Annotated in this window: 17 protein-coding genes; 15 read left to right on the plus strand and 2 right to left on the minus strand. The window is 66.1% G+C overall.

Annotation, left to right across the window (positions count from 1 at the left end; genetic code table 11):
* The first annotated feature begins 42 nt into the window (after positions 1–42).
* From ACFVYS_RS17300 to ACFVYS_RS17325, 6 genes are all read left to right on the plus strand, one after another.
* Complete coding sequence (locus ACFVYS_RS17300; RefSeq protein WP_005311352.1) at positions 43–351, plus strand: DUF2469 domain-containing protein; 309 nt, start codon at positions 43–45, stop codon at positions 349–351.
* Between the two features lie 87 nt (positions 352–438).
* Positions 439–846 (plus strand): YraN family protein, encoded by a 408-nt coding sequence (locus tag ACFVYS_RS17305; RefSeq protein WP_389502836.1) that lies wholly within the window; start codon positions 439–441, stop codon positions 844–846.
* Position 847: 1 nt separating this feature from the next.
* The gene (locus ACFVYS_RS17310) at positions 848–2,473 is read left to right on the plus strand and encodes a YifB family Mg chelatase-like AAA ATPase (protein WP_389502838.1); all 1,626 of its coding nucleotides are present in this window, start codon (positions 848–850) and stop codon (positions 2,471–2,473) included.
* On the plus strand, positions 2,470–3,630 hold the full coding sequence (gene dprA, locus ACFVYS_RS17315; protein ID WP_389502839.1) for a DNA-processing protein DprA: 1,161 nt from the start codon (positions 2,470–2,472) through the stop codon (positions 3,628–3,630). The genes ACFVYS_RS17310 and dprA overlap by 4 nt, the downstream gene beginning before the upstream one ends.
* A gap of 264 nt (positions 3,631–3,894) precedes the next feature.
* On the plus strand, positions 3,895–4,737 hold the full coding sequence (whiG, locus tag ACFVYS_RS17320; RefSeq protein ID WP_355705158.1) for an RNA polymerase sigma factor WhiG: 843 nt from the start codon (positions 3,895–3,897) through the stop codon (positions 4,735–4,737).
* Positions 4,738–4,846: 109 nt separating this feature from the next.
* Entirely contained in the window at positions 4,847–5,404 is a 558-nt protein-coding gene (locus tag ACFVYS_RS17325) for a TetR/AcrR family transcriptional regulator (protein ID WP_171402260.1), read from the plus strand.
* A gap of 71 nt (positions 5,405–5,475) precedes the next feature.
* On the opposite strand, the gene ACFVYS_RS17330 is transcribed toward ACFVYS_RS17325, so the two are convergent.
* The gene (locus ACFVYS_RS17330) at positions 5,476–6,051 is read right to left on the minus strand and encodes a M23 family metallopeptidase (RefSeq protein WP_389502841.1); all 576 of its coding nucleotides are present in this window, start codon (positions 6,049–6,051) and stop codon (positions 5,476–5,478) included.
* 280 nt (positions 6,052–6,331) lie between these two features.
* Between ACFVYS_RS17330 and rpsB the strand changes: the two genes are divergently transcribed.
* From rpsB to ACFVYS_RS17375, 9 genes are all read left to right on the plus strand, one after another.
* The gene (rpsB, locus tag ACFVYS_RS17335; protein ID WP_389502843.1) at positions 6,332–7,291 is read left to right on the plus strand and encodes a 30S ribosomal protein S2; all 960 of its coding nucleotides are present in this window, start codon (positions 6,332–6,334) and stop codon (positions 7,289–7,291) included.
* A gap of 146 nt (positions 7,292–7,437) precedes the next feature.
* On the plus strand, positions 7,438–8,274 hold the full coding sequence (gene tsf / locus ACFVYS_RS17340) for a translation elongation factor Ts (protein ID WP_020128694.1): 837 nt from the start codon (positions 7,438–7,440) through the stop codon (positions 8,272–8,274).
* Positions 8,275–8,459: 185 nt separating this feature from the next.
* Positions 8,460–9,218, plus strand: a complete 759-nt coding sequence (pyrH, locus tag ACFVYS_RS17345) for a UMP kinase (protein ID WP_062641698.1) — start codon at positions 8,460–8,462, stop codon at positions 9,216–9,218.
* A 183-nt stretch (positions 9,219–9,401) separates the two neighbouring features.
* Entirely contained in the window at positions 9,402–9,959 is a 558-nt protein-coding gene (frr, locus tag ACFVYS_RS17350; protein WP_020128692.1) for a ribosome recycling factor, read from the plus strand.
* Complete coding sequence (locus ACFVYS_RS17355; protein ID WP_389502845.1) at positions 9,959–11,140, plus strand: phosphatidate cytidylyltransferase; 1,182 nt, start codon at positions 9,959–9,961, stop codon at positions 11,138–11,140. The genes frr and ACFVYS_RS17355 overlap by 1 nt, the downstream gene beginning before the upstream one ends.
* Positions 11,141–11,484: 344 nt before the next feature.
* Entirely contained in the window at positions 11,485–11,838 is a 354-nt protein-coding gene (locus tag ACFVYS_RS17360) for a hypothetical protein (protein WP_159088256.1), read from the plus strand.
* Positions 11,839–13,362, plus strand: a complete 1,524-nt coding sequence (locus tag ACFVYS_RS17365) for a hypothetical protein (RefSeq protein ID WP_389502847.1) — start codon at positions 11,839–11,841, stop codon at positions 13,360–13,362.
* A gap of 23 nt (positions 13,363–13,385) precedes the next feature.
* A complete protein-coding gene (locus ACFVYS_RS17370) occupies positions 13,386–15,602 on the plus strand; it encodes an ROK family protein (RefSeq protein WP_389502849.1) in 2,217 nt (738 codons plus the stop codon).
* Positions 15,602–16,726, plus strand: coding sequence for a hypothetical protein (locus tag ACFVYS_RS17375; protein ID WP_389502851.1), 1,125 nt, complete (start codon positions 15,602–15,604; stop codon positions 16,724–16,726). Before ACFVYS_RS17370 ends, ACFVYS_RS17375 begins: the two co-directional genes overlap by 1 nt.
* Here ACFVYS_RS17375 and ACFVYS_RS17380 read toward each other — a convergent pair.
* Complete coding sequence (locus ACFVYS_RS17380) at positions 16,712–17,530, minus strand: SDR family NAD(P)-dependent oxidoreductase (RefSeq protein ID WP_389502853.1); 819 nt, start codon at positions 17,528–17,530, stop codon at positions 16,712–16,714. The genes ACFVYS_RS17375 and ACFVYS_RS17380 overlap by 15 nt on opposite strands.
* Between the last annotated feature and the right edge of the window lie 28 nt (positions 17,531–17,558).

Genomic DNA, 17,558 nt, shown 5'->3' on the forward strand with positions numbered 1-17,558 from the left:
GGCGCACAATGGGGAGATCGCACGGCTGAAGGGGAACATGCCATGAGCGCCGAGGACCTCGAGAAGTACGAGACCGAGATGGAGCTGAAGCTCTACCGGGAGTACCGCGATGTCGTCGGTCTGTTCAAATACGTGATCGAGACCGAGCGGCGGTTCTATCTCACCAACGACTACGAGATGCAGGTGCACTCGGTCCAGGGCGAGGTGTTCTTCGAGGTGTCGATGGCGGATGCCTGGGTGTGGGACATGTACCGGCCGGCCCGGTTCGTGAAGCAGGTGCGGGTGCTCACGTTCAAGGACGTGAACATCGAGGAGCTCAACAAGAGCGATCTGGAGCTTCCCGGGAGCTGATTCCCGTGCGGGAGCGCCCGTGCGGGTGACGGGGTTTTCCACAGCCCCCGGGTTGTCCACCAAGATCTTTTTCGTGGCGGCGGATGCGTGAACGTGGGTGCCGGAGGTGGTGCCCACGTGAACACGCACACGGATCTGGCCCGAGGCGCACTCGGCAGGTACGGCGAGGAACTGGCCGCACGGCGGCTGGTCGAGGCCGGGATGACGGTCCTGGAGCGCAACTGGCGCTGCGGCAGGACCGGTGAGATCGACATCGTCGCGAGGGACGGTGACGTCCTGGTCGTCTGCGAGGTGAAGACCCGCAGCGGCGGCGGATTCCAGCACCCGATGGCGTCGGTGACACCGGAGAAGGCCGAGCGCCTGCGCGGCCTGGCCGAGCGGTGGATCCAGGCGCACGGGGGAGCCCCGCCGGGCGGCGTCCGCGTCGACTTGGTCGGCGTCGTCCTGCCCCGCCGCGGGGCGGCCGTCGTCGAGCACGCGCGGGGGGTGGCCTGAGATGGGCTTCGCGCGTACGTGCTCGGTGGCGCTGGTGGGCGTCGAAGGGGTCGTCGTCGAGGTGCAGGCCGACCTCGAACCGGGCGTGGCGGCGTTCACGCTGGTGGGGCTGCCGGACAAGAGCCTGACCGAGAGCCGGGACCGGGTACGGGCGGCGGTGGTGAACTCGGGTGGCGAATGGCCGCAGAAGAAGCTCACCGTCGGACTCAGCCCGGCCTCGGTGCCCAAGGGCGGCAGTGGTTTTGATCTCGCTATCGCCAGCGCCGTGCTCGGCGCGGCCGAACGGATCGACCCGCGGGTGCTCGCCGACATCGTCATGATCGGCGAGCTCGGCCTCGACGGACGGGTGCGCCCGGTCCGGGGCATCCTGCCCGCCGTGCTGGCCGCGGCCGACGCCGGATACGAACAGGTGGTCGTGCCGGAATGCGCCGCCGCCGAGGCGGCACTGGTCCCCGGCGTGTCCGTGCTCGGGGTGCGCAGCCTGCGGCAGCTGATCGCGATCCTCGCCGACGAGCCGGTCCCCGACGAGGAACCGGACGAGGCGGGCCGCCCGGATCCGCTCCTGGCCGGCCTGCGGATGCCCGGCACGGGAGCGGCCACCGGGATGCACAGCATGGGAGCCGCCCATCTGGACCGGGAGCACGACCTCGCGGACGTCGTCGGACAGAGCTCGGCGCGGACCGCGGTGGAGGTGGCCGCGGCGGGCGGACACCACCTCTTCCTGGAAGGACCGCCCGGGACCGGCAAGACCATGCTCGCGGAGCGCCTGCCGGCCGTACTGCCCCGGCTGAGCCGGCAGGAGTCGCTGGAGGTCACCGCGGTCCACTCGGTGGCAGGGCTGCTGCCGCCGGGCAAGCCCCTCATCGACGTGGCCCCGTACTGCGCCCCGCACCACTCGGCCACGATGCAGTCGCTGGTCGGGGGCGGGGCCGGGTTCGCCCGGCCCGGCGCCGTCTCGCTGGCCCACCGGGGAGTGCTCTTCCTCGACGAGACACCCGAGTTCGGCAGCCACGCCCTCGACGCCCTGCGGCAGCCCCTGGAAGCCGGGCACGTGGTGATCGCGCGCAGCGCCGGAGTGGTGCGGTTCCCGGCGCGGTTCCTGATGGTGCTCGCGGCGAACCCCTGCCCGTGCGGCCGGTTCTCGCAGCGGGACACCCTGTGCGAGTGCCCGCCCTCCGCGATCCGCCGCTACCAGGCACGGCTCTCCGGCCCGCTGCTCGACCGGGTGGACCTGCGGGTCGAGGTCGACCCGGTCAGCCGCGCCCAGCTCGCGCACCGCGGTCCCGGCGGGGAGTCCACGGCGATCGTCGCCGACCGGGTCAGGGCAGCCCGGGAACGCGCGGCGGCCCGGCTGGCGGGCACTCCGTGGCGGACCAACAGCGAGGTGCCGGGGCGGGAGCTGCGCAACCGCTGGCATGCCGCGATCGGTGCCATGGACGAGGCGGAGCGCAGCCTGGAGCGAGGGGTGCTGACCGCCCGGGGGCTCGACCGGGTCCTGCGCGTCGCCTGGACCGTCGCCGACCTGGTCGGCCACGACCGGCCCGGCGCGATGGACGTGAACCTGGCCCTCCAGCTGCGCACGGGGGTGCCGCGGGGAGTGCCGATGGCCCTCGAGGCCCTGACGTGAACGGCGGCGGCGAACCGGCGGGCGACCGGCTCGCCCGGGTCTTCCTCGGGCGGGTCCTCGAGCCCGGCGACGAGGTGGGCGGGCAGTGGGTGCGGGAGCGGGGCGTTCCGGAGGTGGTGCGCCGGCTGCGGGACGACGGGGAGCCGTTGCCCGGGGTGACCGCGCGGCGCTGGGCCGGCCTGCGGGCGCGGGCCGGGCAGGCCGAGCCGGAACGCGATCTGGCCCTCGCGCGGGAGGCCGGGGTGCGGTTCGTGTGCCCGGGAGACGCCGAGTGGCCGGGGACGCTGGACGAGCTCGGGGACGCCCGGCCGCTGGGGCTCTGGGTGCGGGGGCGGCCCAGTCTGCGGATGTGGGCGCTGCGGTCGGTCGCGGTCGTCGGTGCCCGCGCGTGCACCGAGTACGGCGCCCACATGGCGGCCACCCTCTCCGCCGGCCTCGCCGAACAGGGCTGGGTGGTGGTGTCGGGGGGCGCGTACGGGGTGGACGGCGCCGCCCACCGGGGCGCCCTCGGCGCGGGCGGCGCCACCGTCGCCGTCCTCGCCTGCGGGGTCGACCAGCCCTACCCGCGCGGCCACACGGCGTTGATCAACAGGATCGCCGAACAGGGTCTGGTGATCGGCGAGTTGCCGCTCGGCGACCATCCGACGCCGAGCAGGTTCATCCTGCGCAACCGGGTGATCGCCGCGCTCACCCGGGGCACGGTCGTCGTCGAGGCCGCCTACCGCAGCGGCTCGCTGGTCACGGCTCGGGCGGCCCAGCGGTTGGGCCGGCACACGATAGGGGTACCGGGGCCGGCCACGAGTGGACTCTCCGCCGGTGTGCACGAACTGCTGCGGGGCGAGGCCGTGCTGGTCACCGACGCCGCGGAGGTCGTCGAACTGGTCGGTGACATGGGTGAGCTGGCTCCCGACCGGCGGGGCCCCGCGCTGCCGCGCGATCTGCTGGAGCCGGCTGCCCGGCGGGTCCTGGCCGCGCTGCCCGCCCGCAGACCCGCGGCGGTCGACGAGGTCGCCCGCGAGGCCCGGACCACACCGGACGACGCGATCGCGAGGCTGTACGAACTCAGAGCGCTCGGCTACGTCGAACGACACGGCGACGGCTGGAAGTTGACACGCCAGGCGGTGGTCTCCGTTCGAGGGGGTCGACGTCCGTGTTGACCCGGGGTGTTCGGCCGTCCGGGGGAACGCGGAAAGCCTTGGGGATTCCGGCAGTTGACCCACCGCCGGGGTCAGCAGCCGTGACCGCCGTGACCCTGGAGTGCGTCCAGCGGAACGTATCTGCGTACCGGTCGGGGCTCGCTCTTCGCGCACCGCGACACGTCAGTCACGCTACGCTCACGAGGATTCCGGCACAGACCGGCACCTCTGCACCATGCGGTACCCACCTCACGCACTTCACGGCAGAACGGCACAAGGCGACGAATGCCCCAGCACACCTCCGGGTCCGACCGGGCGGCGATCACCCCAGCCGCCCGTGACGGTGGCAGCGTGCGGCCGCCCGCTCCCTCGACACTCGACGAGCTGTGGCGGTCGTACAAGGCGACGGGGGACGAACGGCTGCGGGAGCAGCTGATCCTGCACTACTCACCGCTGGTGAAGTACGTGGCGGGCCGGGTGAGCGTCGGCCTGCCGCCCAATGTGGAGCAGGCCGACTTCGTGTCCTCCGGGGTCTTCGGACTGATCGACGCGATCGAGAAGTTCGACATCGAACGGGAGATCAAGTTCGAGACCTACGCGATCACCCGGATCCGGGGCGCGATGATCGACGAGCTCCGGGCGCTGGACTGGATCCCGCGGTCGGTGCGACAGAAGGCGCGTAACGTCGAGCGGGCCTACGCGACGCTGGAGGCGCGGCTGCGGCGGACCCCCTCGGAGTGCGAGGTGGCCGCCGAGCTGGGCATCGCGGTGGACGACCTGCACGCCGTGTTCAGTCAGTTGTCGCTGGCCAACGTGGTGGCACTGGAGGAGCTGCTGCACGTCGGGGGTGAGGACGGGGACGGCCTCAGCTTCATGGACACGCTGGAGGACACCGCCGCGGACAACCCCGTGGAGGTGGCCGAGGACCGGGAGCTCAGGCGGTTCCTCGCGCGGGCGATCAACACGCTGCCCGACCGGGAGAAGACGGTCGTCACGCTCTACTACTACGAGGGTCTGACGCTCGCCGAGATCGGGAACGTGCTGGGCGTGACCGAGAGCAGGGTCAGTCAGATCCACACCAAGTCGGTCCTCCAGTTGCGCGCGAAACTGGCGAGCTTCGGCCGCTGAACCGGCCGGACCGGCCCGGCCGGATGACGGAAAGCGCGGGCGGAGTCACTCCCGCCGGCCGTGGAGCGTCCGTAGAGTGGTCGACGTGCCAAGGATTCGAGCGGCCTCCGTGGCCGAGCACCGGTCGATGCAGCGTGCCGCCCTGCTGGACGCGGCACGCTCCCTGTTGTCCGAGGGCGGGACGGAGGCGCTGACCTTCCCGGCCCTCGCCGAGCGCACGGGACTCGCGCGCTCCTCCGTGTACGAGTACTTCCGGTCGCGGGCCGCCGTGGTCGAGGAGCTGTGCGAGGTCGACTTCCCGGTGTGGGCGGCGGAGGTCGAGGCGGCGATGGCCGCGGCCGACGGGGCCGAGGCCAAGGTCGAGGCGTATGTGCGCCGGCAGCTGGCCCTGGTGGGTGACCGGCGGCACCGGGCCGTCGTGGCGATCTCGGCGAGCGAGCTGGACGCGGGGGCCAGGGAGAAGATCCGGGCGGCGCACGGCGGGCTCGTGGCGATGATCGGGGCGGCGCTGGCCGAACTGGGGCACGCGGAGCCCCGGCTGGCGGCGATGCTGTTGCAGGGTGTGGTGGACGCGGCGGTGCGGCGGATCGAGCTCGGCGCCGCGGAGGATCCCTCGGCGATCACGGACGCCGCGGTGGGCATGGTGCTGCGGGGCGTCCGGGGCTGAGGGACGGGCATGTGCTGCGGGGCGTCCGGGGCTGAGGGACGGGCATGTGCTGCGGGGCGTCCGGGGCTGAGTCACGGCAGGGGGACGCCGAGCACCGGCAGCAGCCGTGACGGGCCGCCCCGCCGCAGCCACGGGGGCAGCAGCGACAGCGGGTCCAGATACGTCCTGCCGCTCAGCAGCCCCCAGTGCACACACGTGCGCACGCAGTGCGAGCCCATCGGCTCCACCGTGCCGACGACCTGGCCCGGGGCCACCTCGTCCCCCTTGCGCACCGACGCCCGCACCGGCTCGTAGGTGGTCCGCAGGGGCGGCCGGCCCGTCGCCGACAGTTCCACCGAGACGACGCCCCGGCCGGCCACCCGGCCCGCGAAGGACACCCGGCCGGCAGCCACCGCCCGTACCGGAGCGTCCGGCGCTGCCGCGAGGTCGACACCTCGGTGACCGCGGGCGTACGGGCCGGCCGGTGGCTCCCATCCCCGCAGCACCGCCGGACGGGTGCCCACCGGCCAGGCCCGGCCGATCGCCGGGACGGCCGGCGCGGGGAGCGCCCGGGCTCCCGGCGCGACCTGCGGGTCCGCCCACGCCACCGTGGCCAGCGTCATCATCGACAGGACCGGCAGCAGGGCCGTGAATCGCTGTGCGTGCATGACGCCACCGTCTTGTGTTCCCGTGACCGCTGCCGGGACCTGTGGACCACCCGCCGGTTGTGGACAGCGGCGTCACCCGGTGCCCCGCCGGTCCCGTACACTTCTTCTGGCGATCCGGGTCACCGGGTCGACTTCGCACGCCCCGGTATCAGGGGCCGGCCACGGTCGGTTCTCCGGTATCTGCGCCCCTCGGTCCTTCGTGGCTCGGCGCATCGCGGGCGTCAGGCGCGGGAGCCGTCCGGTCCCCGCGGTACAACCGAGAAACCCAAGGAGAACGGCCATGGCCGTCGTCACGATGCGGGAGCTGCTGGAAAGCGGCGTCCACTTCGGTCACCAGACCCGTCGCTGGAACCCGAAGATGAAGCGCTTCATCTTCACCGAGCGCAACGGCATCTACATCATCGACCTGCTCCAGTCGCTGTCGTACATCGACCGCGCCTACGAGTTCGTCAAGGAGACCGTCGCCCACGGCGGCACGGTCATGTTCGTCGGTACGAAGAAGCAGGCGCAGGAGGCCATCGCGGAGCAGGCCACCCGCGTCGGCATGCCTTACGTCAACCAGCGCTGGCTGGGCGGCATGCTCACCAACTTCTCGACCGTCTACAAGCGCCTTCAGCGCCTCAAGGAGCTCGAGCTCATCGACTTCGAGGACGTCGCCGCCTCGGGTCTGACGAAGAAGGAGCTCCTGGTCCTCTCGCGTGAGAAGGCCAAGCTCGAGAAGACCCTCGGTGGTATCCGCGAGATGTCCAAGGTGCCCAGCGCCGTCTGGATCGTGGACACCAAGAAGGAGCACATCGCGGTCGGCGAGGCCCGGAAGCTCAACATCCCGGTCGTCGCCATCCTCGACACCAACTGCGACCCCGACGAGGTCGACTACAAGATCCCGGGCAACGACGACGCGATCCGCTCCGTCACCCTGCTCACCCGCGTGATCGCCGACGCCGTCGCCGAGGGCCTCATCTCCCGTTCCGGCGTCGCCACCGGCGACAAGGGCGACAAGGCCGCCGGCGAGCCGCTGGCCGCGTGGGAGCGCGACCTGCTCGAGGGCGAGAAGAAGGCCGACGCCGAGACCACGGACGAGGCTGCCGAGAAGCCGGCCGAGGCCGCTGCCGAGACTGAGGCCCCGGCCGCCGAGGCTCCCGCCGCTGAGGCCGAGGCTCCCGCCGCCGAGGCCCCCGCCGCCGAGACCGAGGCCCCCGCTGCCGAGGCCGCTCCGGCCGCCGAGGGCGAGCAGGCCTGAGTCAGGCCGTAGGCCGTACGGGCGCCAGTTCGTCCGTACGGCCCTAGGGACGAAGTGACGGCGGGGGGTGCGGAACGCACCGCCCGCCGTTCACCCACAGCCCCCAGATCTTCGAGACTTCGACCTCCGAGAGAGATTCACAGATCATGGCGAACTACACCGCCGCTGACGTCAAGAAGCTCCGTGAGCTCACCGGCGCCGGCATGATGGACTGCAAGAAGGCGCTGGACGAGGCCGAGGGCAGCGTCGACAAGGCCGTCGAGGCGCTCCGGATCAAGGGCCAGAAGGGCGTCGCCAAGCGTGAGGGCCGCTCCGCCGAGAACGGCGCCGTGGTCTCGATCATCGCCGACGACAACTCCTCCGGCGTCCTCGTCGAGCTGAAGTGCGAGACGGACTTCGTTGCCAAGGGTGACAAGTTCCAGGCCGTCGCCAACGCGATCGCCGAGCACGTCGTCAAGACCTCCCCGGCCGACCTCGAGGCGCTGCTCGCGTCCGAGATCGAGGCCGGCAAGACCGTCCAGGCGTTCGTGGACGAGGCCAACGCCAACCTCGGCGAGAAGATCGTGCTGGACCGCTTCGCGCAGTTCGCCGACGGCTTCGTGACCGCGTACATGCACCGCACGATGCCCGACCTGCCCCCGCAGATCGGTGTCCTCGTCGAGCTGGACAAGCCGAACGCCGACGTCGCCAAGGGCATCGCCCAGCACATCGCCGCCTTCGCGCCGAAGTACCTCTCCAAGGAGGACGTGCCGGCCGACGTCGTCGAGTCCGAGCGTCGCGTCGCCGAGGAGACCACCCGCGCCGAGGGCAAGCCCGAGGCCGCCCTGCCGAAGATCGTCGAGGGTCGCCTCAACGGCTTCTTCAAGGACGCCACGCTGCTCGGCCAGCCGTACGCGCTGGACAACAAGAAGTCCGTCCAGAAGGTCCTGGACGAGGCCGGTGTCACCCTGAAGCGCTTCACGCGCATCAAGGTCGGCATCTGAGTCCGTGCCGCGATCGACGCTCCGGCCCGATAGGGTCGGACGCAGTCGTCCGGTACGCCGTCACGCGTGTGCGTGACGGACGACAGCAGATCTGACGAGGAGGCCATTGCCGCGCACGGGTTGGAACACCCCACCGGCAATGGCCTTCTTCGCATGTGCACCACGTGAAAGAGGCGGGATCTCCCATGACCACCAAGGCCCAGACGAGCGACGACGGCAAACTACGCGGCCGGTTCATGCTGAAGCTGTCCGGGGAGGCATTCTCCGGTGGCGGGGGCCTGGGCGTGGACCCCGACGTGGTGCACAAGATCGCCCGTGAGATCGCCGCCGTCGTGCGTGACGGCGCCGAGATCGCGGTCGTGATCGGCGGCGGCAACTTCTTCCGCGGCGCCGAACTCCAGCAGCGCGGCATGGACCGTGCCCGCTCGGACTACATGGGCATGCTCGGCACGGTCATGAACTGCCTCGCCCTCCAGGACTTCCTGGAGAAGGAGGGCATCGACAGCCGCGTGCAGACCGCCATCACCATGGGCCAGGTCGCCGAGCCGTACATCCCGCTGCGCGCCGTGCGTCACCTGGAGAAGGGCCGTGTGGTCATCTTCGGCGCCGGTATGGGCATGCCGTACTTCTCCACCGACACCACCGCCGCCCAGCGCGCCCTGGAGATCGACGCCGAGGCGCTGCTGATGGGCAAGAACGGCGTGGACGGCGTCTACGACTCCGACCCGAAGACCAATCCGGCGGCCGTCAAGTTCGACGCCCTCGGCTACGGCGAGGTCATCACCCGCGACCTGAAGGTCGCCGACATGACCGCGATCACGCTGTGCCGCGACAACAAGCTCCCGATCCTCGTCTTCGAGCTTCTGACCGAGGGCAATATCGCTCGCGCCGTCAAGGGTGAGAAGATCGGCACGCTCGTGGGTGAGCAAGGCAGCCGGGCCTGACCGGTAGAACCCCGTAGAACCCCGGTTTCGTACGACAACACCTGACCGGGGGACGGACCCTGGCCGGGGGATGGACAATGTCCTGCCGGTCGGGAACCGTGCAGGAAGAAGACGCGACGCAGCCGGCCGCCGCCTCCGCAAGGAACCGCAGCCGGGCCTACTCAAGACACGCAGGAGCAAGTGGTGATCGAAGAGACCCTCCTCGAGGCCGAGGAGAAGATGGAGAAGGCGGTCGTGGTCGCCAAGGAGGACTTCGCCGCGATCCGCACCGGCCGTGCGCACCCGGCGATGTTCAACAAGATCGTTGCCGACTACTACGGCGCACCGACGCCGATCAACCAGCTGGCTTCGTTCTCCGTGCCGGAGCCGCGCATGGCGGTCGTGACCCCGTTCGACAAGACCGCGCTGCGCAACATCGAGCAGGCGATCCGCGACTCCGACCTGGGCGTCAACCCGAGCAACGACGGCAACATCATCCGAGTGGTGTTCCCCGAGCTGACCGAGGAGCGCCGCCGCGACTACATCAAGGTCGCCAAGGGCAAGGGCGAGGACGCCAAGGTGTCCATCCGCGCGGTCCGCCGCAAGGCCAAGGACGCGATCGACAAGCTGATCAAGGACGGCGAGGTCGGCGAGGACGAGGGCCGCCGTGCGGAGAAGGAGCTCGACGACACCACCGCGAAGTACGTCGCCCAGGTGGACGAGCTCCTGAAGCACAAGGAAGCGGAGCTGCTCGAGGTCTGATGAACGACTCTTCCTGGGGCTCACCGCCACACGCCGGGTCGCGGGCGGGGTACTGGGGGCCCGTCGACCAGGGGCCTGTCCAGGGCGCCGCCCCGGCGGGTCCCGCGTACGATGCGCCTGAGGCGCAGCAGACTCGCCCCATGCCCATCGTCCCCGACGTACCCGCGCGCGGCGGAAACCAGGATGACGACCGGGGGGCCGCTCGGTCGGGCGGCCCCTTGTTCCCGGACCGGCCCTACGGCAACCAGCCGTACGGCGACGCCGCCCACGGCCACGACACACCGTCGGCACAGCCCCACGCGGCGGTGCCGCAGAATCCGGAGCCCATGCCCGACGCCTCTCACCCGGCGCCCGCACCCCAGAAGAAGAGTGCGGGCCGAGACCTGGGCGCGGCCATAGGGGTCGGGGTCGGTCTCGGTGTGGTGATCATCGCGTCGCTGTTCGTCGTCAAGGCCGTGTTCATCGGCGTGATAGCGGTCGCCGTCGTCGTCGGTCTGTGGGAGCTGACCAGCAGGCTTCAGGAGCGCAAGGGCATCAAGGCGCCGCTCGTGCCGCTCGCGGTCGGCGGTGCGGCGATGGTCGTCGCCGGATACGTCCGGGGTCCCGAGGGTGCCTGGGTCGCCATGGCCCTCACCGCGCTCGCGGTGCTGGTCTGGCGGATGACGGAACCGCCCGAGGGCTATCTGAAGGACGTCACCGCCGGCGTCTTCGCGGCCTTCTACGTCCCGTTCCTGGCCACGTTCGTCGCCCTGATGCTCACCGCCGACGACGGAGCGTTCCGCGTCATGATGTTCCTGGTCCTGACGGTCGTCAGCGACACGGGCGCGTACGCCGTCGGCTGGCGCTTCGGCAAGACCAAGCTCGCTCCGCGCATCAGCCCGGGCAAGACCCGCGAGGGCCTGCTCGGCGCGGTGTCGTTCGCGATGGTCGCCGGCGCGCTGCTGATGCAGTTCGTGATCGACGACGGCACCTGGTGGCAGGGTCTGCTGCTCGGCCTCGCCGTCGCGGCCAGCGCCACGCTCGGCGACCTCGGCGAGTCGATGATCAAGCGGGACCTGGGCATCAAGGACATGGGCACGCTGCTCCCGGGCCACGGGGGCATCATGGACCGCCTGGACTCACTGCTGCCCACGGCTCCCGTGGTGTGGCTGCTGCTCGTCCTGTTCGTGGGTTCCGGCTGAGGCCCGTATCCGAACGATCTGGAGCCCCTGCCTAGGCAGGGGCTCCACGCATTTCACCAGCACGGGGGGCACCCCACCTTGCGTGTCGGCTTCTGAGTACGGAGCCCCCGGCGTCGCAGCTTGGGAGCTGCCGGTAACCCTCGGCCCAATGCGTCGGCCACTGCCGCAAGCGCGGGCTGACGGGCCTCTCCAAGCCTTACTCAAAACCCTTGATCATGGCTCGGGCGAGGTGGCCACACAGTATAGTGACTAGGACGACATCTCGTCACCCTTTGTCATCATTTGGTGACTCTGGGGCCTTTCAGTGTGAGCCCTCAGCTCCGAGAGGCGGGAGCTTTATGAGTATGACGATCCTCAGCATCCCTCACCCTATTGAGGGCAGCGTCGACATTGTCAGCGAGAAGGCTGACGTAGTGATCAAGGCTCATTGGCCATTCGACTTGGAGGCCGACGACTGGGTGGACATCACCGGTCGATTTCGGCGCGAGGATCTATCGCGCATTGCTGTCGGGGCGATGGCGCAGGCCGGTCCGCACACCATTGAATTAGGTCAGGACTGCCTTACGTTGGAGTGCCTGGGTGAGCGCTTCCTGTTCGATCTCTCCAGGGGTGGCGCAATGCCTAAACGCCTGATGCTGGAGTTTCCTCTCGAGCAACTACGGGCACTTGGCGCGGCGACTACTCGGAGTGATGTCTAAATGACGAGCAAGTATAATTCGGCGAGCTACTTCGAAGATGCGCTTTTGGCTGAAACCGGGTTCCGCGAGTACGATGCACGTTGGGTCATTCAACCGACAGGTGACGACACCCCTGTGGGCCTGAATTACCTAGGAGTACGCATCCTGGGGCTCCATCTCGGCCACTTCTTGGTCGACGAACTCCAAGCGGGAACCCGTATCGTGGTGGGATACGACTTCCGGAGCTACTCCGAAAACGTCAAGAATGCGCTCGTAGTCGGGCTCCTGCAAGCCGGTATGGAAGTCGTAGACATCGGGCTCACTACGACGCCGGGTGCATACTACGCACAATTCTCATTGGACGTCCCCTGTGTGGCGATGGTGACAGCGAGCCATAATGAGAACGGCTGGACTGGGGTGAAGGTCGGGTACCGAAAGGCGTCTACTTTTGGACCGGTCGAAATGCTTGGCTTCAAAGAATTCACACTCGGTGGCCGAGCGCTGGAGAGGGAAGCAGCTTCCGGCAAGTACTCCTTCCATGCCGATGCCCGTAGCAACTATATCGCCGGACTTGTCGAAGAATGGGCAGAGAGGTTTCGCGGACTGCCGCGCCTCAAGGTGGCAGTGGAGACTGGCAATGGAACAGCCGGACTTTATGCCCCCACTGTCCTGGAGAAATTGGGATTTGACGTAGTCCCGGGGCACGTGACACCTGACTGGACGTTCCCCCACTTTAATCCAAATCCCGAAAGCGTCCCCTTCCTTCGTTCGGTCGAGTCCCTCGTGGCTGAGAGCGATGCCGATCTTGGCCTCTGCTTCGACGGGGATGGCGATCGCCTTGGTGTCGTCGACGACCGCAGCCAGCTTGTCTTTGCAGACCGTGTCGGCCTGGTAGTAGCCAAGTTTCTGGAAGAACAGGCAGAAGTCTCTGGACCATTCGTCATCGACGTCAAATCGACTTCCCTGTACGAGTCTGAATTGGCCAGTAACATCGTATGGGCGAAAACAGGTCACTCTTACGTCAAAGCCAAGGTAGCTGAGTCCAGAGCCGTAGCTGGTTTCGAGAGAAGTGGCCACTTCTTCTTCAGTGAACCCCTCGGACGCGGGTACGACGATGCCTGTGTCGCTGCGCTCACACTCCTGTGGGCATTGTGTAGCGCGAAGGCCAAAGAGAAGAACTGGCGCCTGTCCGACAAGTTGGCATTGCTTCCCAGCTCCTTTTCATCGCCTAATCGCCAGCCTTATGCCTCGGATGAAACGAAGTATGCGGTGGTCGAGGCACTCGCTGCATACTTCGAGCAGCGTGACAGCCTGGCCGGCAAGCGTGTCAAACAAATCAACCGACTCAACGGAATTCGGCTTGAGCTGGACGACCGCAGCTGGCTACTCGTCCGAGCCTCATCCAATTCTCCGAACCTGGTGATCATCGCTGAGACATTCGACGAGGACGGCTCGCTGATGAAACTCATCGATACAGAGGTCAGGGCTGCCATTATCGCTACAGGAGTTCAGGTCGGTCCCTTCGACTCCTTGGCCGAAATCTAGTGGATCATCCTCATGGCTTAGCGATGTCACTAGACGGCACCGCGGCGCGCCATCAGCATGCTGTTATAGACATCGGTGGGACGTGGTTTCGCAGCGCCGTGAGGGAGCCGGACGGCACGTTGAGTCGATTGGTCAGGAAGCCGTCGGTCAACTATCTGAATCATCCACAGCTGTCTCAGACACAACTACGACAGCGGCTCATTGACTACATCGTCCAACAGACTCGGGAACTAGGGCTCCCGGATACAGGGCATCCACTGCGAGTCAGCATTTCTATGGGTGCCGCAGTCAATAGCCACACGGGTGCCATACTCAATGCAGGGCCTCTCTGGGGCCCTGCATCCGAGCCGTTTGACCTGAGAGATGCGCTCACTCGCGCCAGGAGTGACGTGAAGTGGTCAGTCGTCAATGACGTGACCGCGCTGGCCACATATTTTGCAAGTAAACCTGAGTATCAGAGATCCAAAAAGATCTGTGTTCTGACGGTGAGTACGGGAATTGCCAGCAGAACCATCGAGGTAGCCAGCCGAAGAGTTCCAGTGCACCCGACCAGAGGAATACAAGGGGAGATCGGGCATATACCGATCGATTTCCAGGCCGGCGGAAGCAGCCTCGATCTACGTTGTGATTGTGGCGGCCAATCGCATCTCAACGCGTACTGTTCAGGTCGCGGCATACCCAGAGTAATGGCTCGGCTGGCGCCATTGCTTGGTCAGTCGGAGTGGCGAACGCCTGCAATTCATCGAGATCCTGCCCTTTGGGCAAGGCTGCTACGGAGCGGTCTTGAGGAGCATGAGCCAGCCGCGCGTCTGCTCCTCGAGGCCGTGGTGAGGCCGATCGCCCGGGCGATTATCTCCCTACTTTCAGTCGATCCCGAAGTGAATCAGGTCGTCGTTACCGGAGGAGTGCCTCAATCTCTTGGGAGATTCTACGAGGCTGCATTGGTCCGCAACCTTACATCACTCGGGCTTTACATGATTTCTGACGAAGCGCCCGACTATTTTTCCGGCATAGTCGACTTTGCTGAATCGGAGGTCGAAGCGGGACTTCACGGGGCTGCCCTTGCAGCGGAGTGCATGGAACTATCGTGTTCTGACCCCACAGAGGATACCTCTCTACTCTCGCATCGAAGCCGTCGAATGACGGAGGGCCTCGCACTGTCGTATAGCGTGACCATGGCGGAAGCGGGAAAGTCTCTGGTCGGCATTCTTCACACCATGAGTGCCGGAATTCGCCCAGTTATCCTGGCCGACGCAACAGTGTCCGAAATTTACGGAACTGCTTTGAAGTCGGAACTGGAAGCCGCCGGATTTCGCCCGATACTCAAGAGTGTGGCGGCAGGAGAATCATCCAAAAGCTGGACTGCATTAGAATTCATCCTGAGTACCATGGAGTCAATCGGGGTTTCCCGAAATCAGCACCCCGTCGTGGCACTTGGTGGTGGTGCTGTGCTCGATGCGGTGGGGTTGGCCGCCGGTCTCTACCGGCGAGGTGTTCCCTACGTGCGTGTGCCCACTTCTCTTGTTGGGCTGATCGATGCGGGGGTAGGTGCGAAGGTAGCAATCAATCTCTTCGGCCGCAAGAATCGGGCGGGACTTTTCTATCCCCCTAAAGCAGTCATACTCGATGTTGCCTTCCTTCAGACGCTACCCACTCGCTTCATGGTGAGTGGCGTGGCGGAAGCTATTAAGATAGCGGTCGTCGAGGAGGGTGATCTCTTTAGTCTGCTGGAATCTCATTCGGATCGCATCTGTTTCCCTGCCTTCTACCGCACCGAGGAGGGGTTGGAGTTGGTGGCGCGTGCAGCAGATGCAATGATGTCATCATTGTCCGGCAACTTGTGGGAAGGTCAACTCAACCGCTCTGTCGATTTCGGGCACACTCTGAGTTCGGTACTGGAAATGAACTCGCATGCAATGACCCACGGGGAAGCAGTGACAATTGACATGGCACTGTCTTTAGAGATCGGCCTAGGCAGAGGCGTAACCAGTTCGAGCGTCGCTCAGCGCATCGTGCGGCTGGCCAGGAGAGTGGGACTTCCCCTGCACAGTGAGAACGTGACGGCAGACCAGCTCTTCAGTGGGCTCGAAGAGGCGGCGAGCCACCGCGGAGGCAGGCAACGGTTCCCGTTGATCCGAGAGATCGGTGCCCCTCCCGTGTTCGTGAGTGATGTCGTGCACACCGAGCTTAGGGAAGCCTGGGCGCGCCTGGTGGATCAGGGCCGGCGTGGTGGGCTCTGATGCAGCCGCATCGGCAACGGCTGGTCGTGGCGCCCGGCGGTGGTGCACTCTCTGTCGAGACTCGGGCTCTCTTGCCCCGAGACAATGAAATGTTCGTTCTGGTTCCCGAATTTGTGGGCGTTTGTGGGACAGATCTCGATATTATCGCGGGCTGGCGCGACGATGAAGCTGTGGTACTAGGGCATGAAGCCATTATCCACCTCGCAAGCCGGCCGTCGCCGGCGCGCGGCGAAACGCTCTGTGGGAGTTCATATATTATCAATCCGGTAAGCTCTGAAAACCAGAACGAGATTATCGGTCATTCTCTCGAGGGCATGTTTCAAGAGGTCGCCTATATATCCGCATCGAAATTCTGGGACGGCCTGTTAGTCCCAATCCACCCTGGTCTCGATCCACTACTCGCAGTAATCTCCGAGCCTCTGGGTGTGGCGGTTTACAGCATTGAGCTCCTGAGTACTCCGCAGCTCCCCGAGAGGCTGCTCATCGTAGGAGCAGGGCCTATGGGCCTGCTGACTGCAGTGGCGGCTCGACTGGCCGGTGTTCCCGAGGTTGCACTCGTTGATCGTTCGGAGCGAAGAGTCCAGTATGCGGTGGACAGCGGATTTGTTGATGGTGAGTTCGCTCTGTGTCCACATTCGAGTCGCTTTCCTCCGGTAGCCACGTACTACTCAGACTCTGGGCCAGACGCTGCGGCGCTGTGTGTGGGAAGAGAGCAAAGGCGCGAAGCTCTCGTGGACCTTCTTCGGGTGGCGCAGACTGGTGCACGAATAGATCTGATGACGGGATTCGCGGCAAGTGAGGAATTGAGTCAGATCCCTGGAGTCGACCTGAATCTTATTCGGCGACTCAATGTGTGTGGTCGGCCTTGGCCCGGCTATATCAAAATGGTGAGAACGAGCGAGGGAAAGATTCTCCACCTGACTGGACATCGGGGTACATCGCGCCACCACCTGGTGCATGCGATGAAGATGATGCTGACCCATCCGCAGATTTTGGGAAAGATTGTTACTGATGTCGTGACACTTGAAGAGGCTCCACGCCTGATAAGGAATCTATTGCGGGAACGTCGAGAGCCAGACGGAGCGCCCTACCGTAAGGTAGTTATTTCCCTAGGTGGATCCTGATTCTTCCTGATGGCCGATTTTGGATCCGGGATCCGGGTCGACATGTTCAAGGAAGACGGAATTGAGTCCGCCGGAGATTGTGATTGTCTCACCGGTGATGAAGGAGGAAGTGCGCGAGACCAAGAAGGCCACCGCATTTGCCACCTCGTCAGTTGATCCTAAGCGGTGCAGCGGAGTTTGCTCGATCATGAAATCAAAGTAACGGCCGGAACTCTGACGCCTGAATGGTGTATCGATACGGCCGGGTGCCACGCCATTGACACGGATATCGGCGCGCCCCAGTTCCATCGCCAGGGACTTGGTGAGTTGGTTGAGTCCTGCTTTCGAAGCAGCGTAGGAAATTCCCTCGAAGGAACCGATGGTGCCTGCTATGGACGATACGTTCACTATGTCGCCCCATCCGAGGCGGAACATATGTGGCAGGATCGCGCGGCAGCAGAGGAATGCTCCCTTGAGGTTTGTGTCGATGACGTTGTCCCAGGCCTCTTCTGACAACTGATGGGTGGGCGCAAACGAGGCGACACCCGCGACGTTGACCAAGCAGTCGAGTGGGCCGGCCAGCGAAGCTGCTGTGTCCATGAAGTCAGTGACCGAAGAACTATCCCGTACATCGACTTCGAGGGCATGAGCCATGTAACCGTGTCGGGTAATTTCGGTGATCAACCTCTCCGCGGAAATTTGCCCCGAGTGGTAGCCCATGATGACGTGTGCACCCTCGTAGGCCATGCGTTTCGCGATGGCGCCGCCGATTGCCCCTGATGCGCCGGTGACGACTACAACCCTGTCGGCAAGCCTTAAATCCATCGTAGCCCGCCATGGTCTCCATGGAAGA

The organism is Streptomyces sp. NPDC058295 (assembly GCF_042880655.1).
GTDB lineage: Bacteria > Actinomycetota > Actinomycetes > Streptomycetales > Streptomycetaceae > Streptomyces > Streptomyces coriariae.

Bases quoted from the DNA above. Each gene is read 5' to 3' on its own strand.
- ACFVYS_RS17355 (WP_389502845.1), top strand. From the start codon at position 9,959: ATGAACGACTCTTCCTGGGGCTCACCGCCACACGCCGGGTCGCGGGCG.
- pyrH (WP_062641698.1), top strand. From the start codon at position 8,460: ATGACCACCAAGGCCCAGACGAGCGACGACGGCAAACTACGCGGCCGG.
- ACFVYS_RS17375 (WP_389502851.1), top strand. From the start codon at position 15,602: ATGCAGCCGCATCGGCAACGGCTGGTCGTGGCGCCCGGCGGTGGTGCA.
- ACFVYS_RS17380 (WP_389502853.1), bottom strand. From the start codon at position 17,530: ATGGATTTAAGGCTTGCCGACAGGGTTGTAGTCGTCACCGGCGCATCA.
- ACFVYS_RS17365 (WP_389502847.1), top strand. From the start codon at position 11,839: ATGACGAGCAAGTATAATTCGGCGAGCTACTTCGAAGATGCGCTTTTG.
- ACFVYS_RS17370 (WP_389502849.1), top strand. From the start codon at position 13,386: ATGTCACTAGACGGCACCGCGGCGCGCCATCAGCATGCTGTTATAGAC.
- ACFVYS_RS17330 (WP_389502841.1), bottom strand. From the start codon at position 6,051: ATGCACGCACAGCGATTCACGGCCCTGCTGCCGGTCCTGTCGATGATG.
- ACFVYS_RS17310 (WP_389502838.1), top strand. From the start codon at position 848: ATGGGCTTCGCGCGTACGTGCTCGGTGGCGCTGGTGGGCGTCGAAGGG.
- whiG (WP_355705158.1), top strand. From the start codon at position 3,895: ATGCCCCAGCACACCTCCGGGTCCGACCGGGCGGCGATCACCCCAGCC.
- ACFVYS_RS17300 (WP_005311352.1), top strand. From the start codon at position 43: ATGAGCGCCGAGGACCTCGAGAAGTACGAGACCGAGATGGAGCTGAAG.
- ACFVYS_RS17360 (WP_159088256.1), top strand. From the start codon at position 11,485: ATGACGATCCTCAGCATCCCTCACCCTATTGAGGGCAGCGTCGACATT.
- rpsB (WP_389502843.1), top strand. From the start codon at position 6,332: ATGGCCGTCGTCACGATGCGGGAGCTGCTGGAAAGCGGCGTCCACTTC.
- tsf (WP_020128694.1), top strand. From the start codon at position 7,438: ATGGCGAACTACACCGCCGCTGACGTCAAGAAGCTCCGTGAGCTCACC.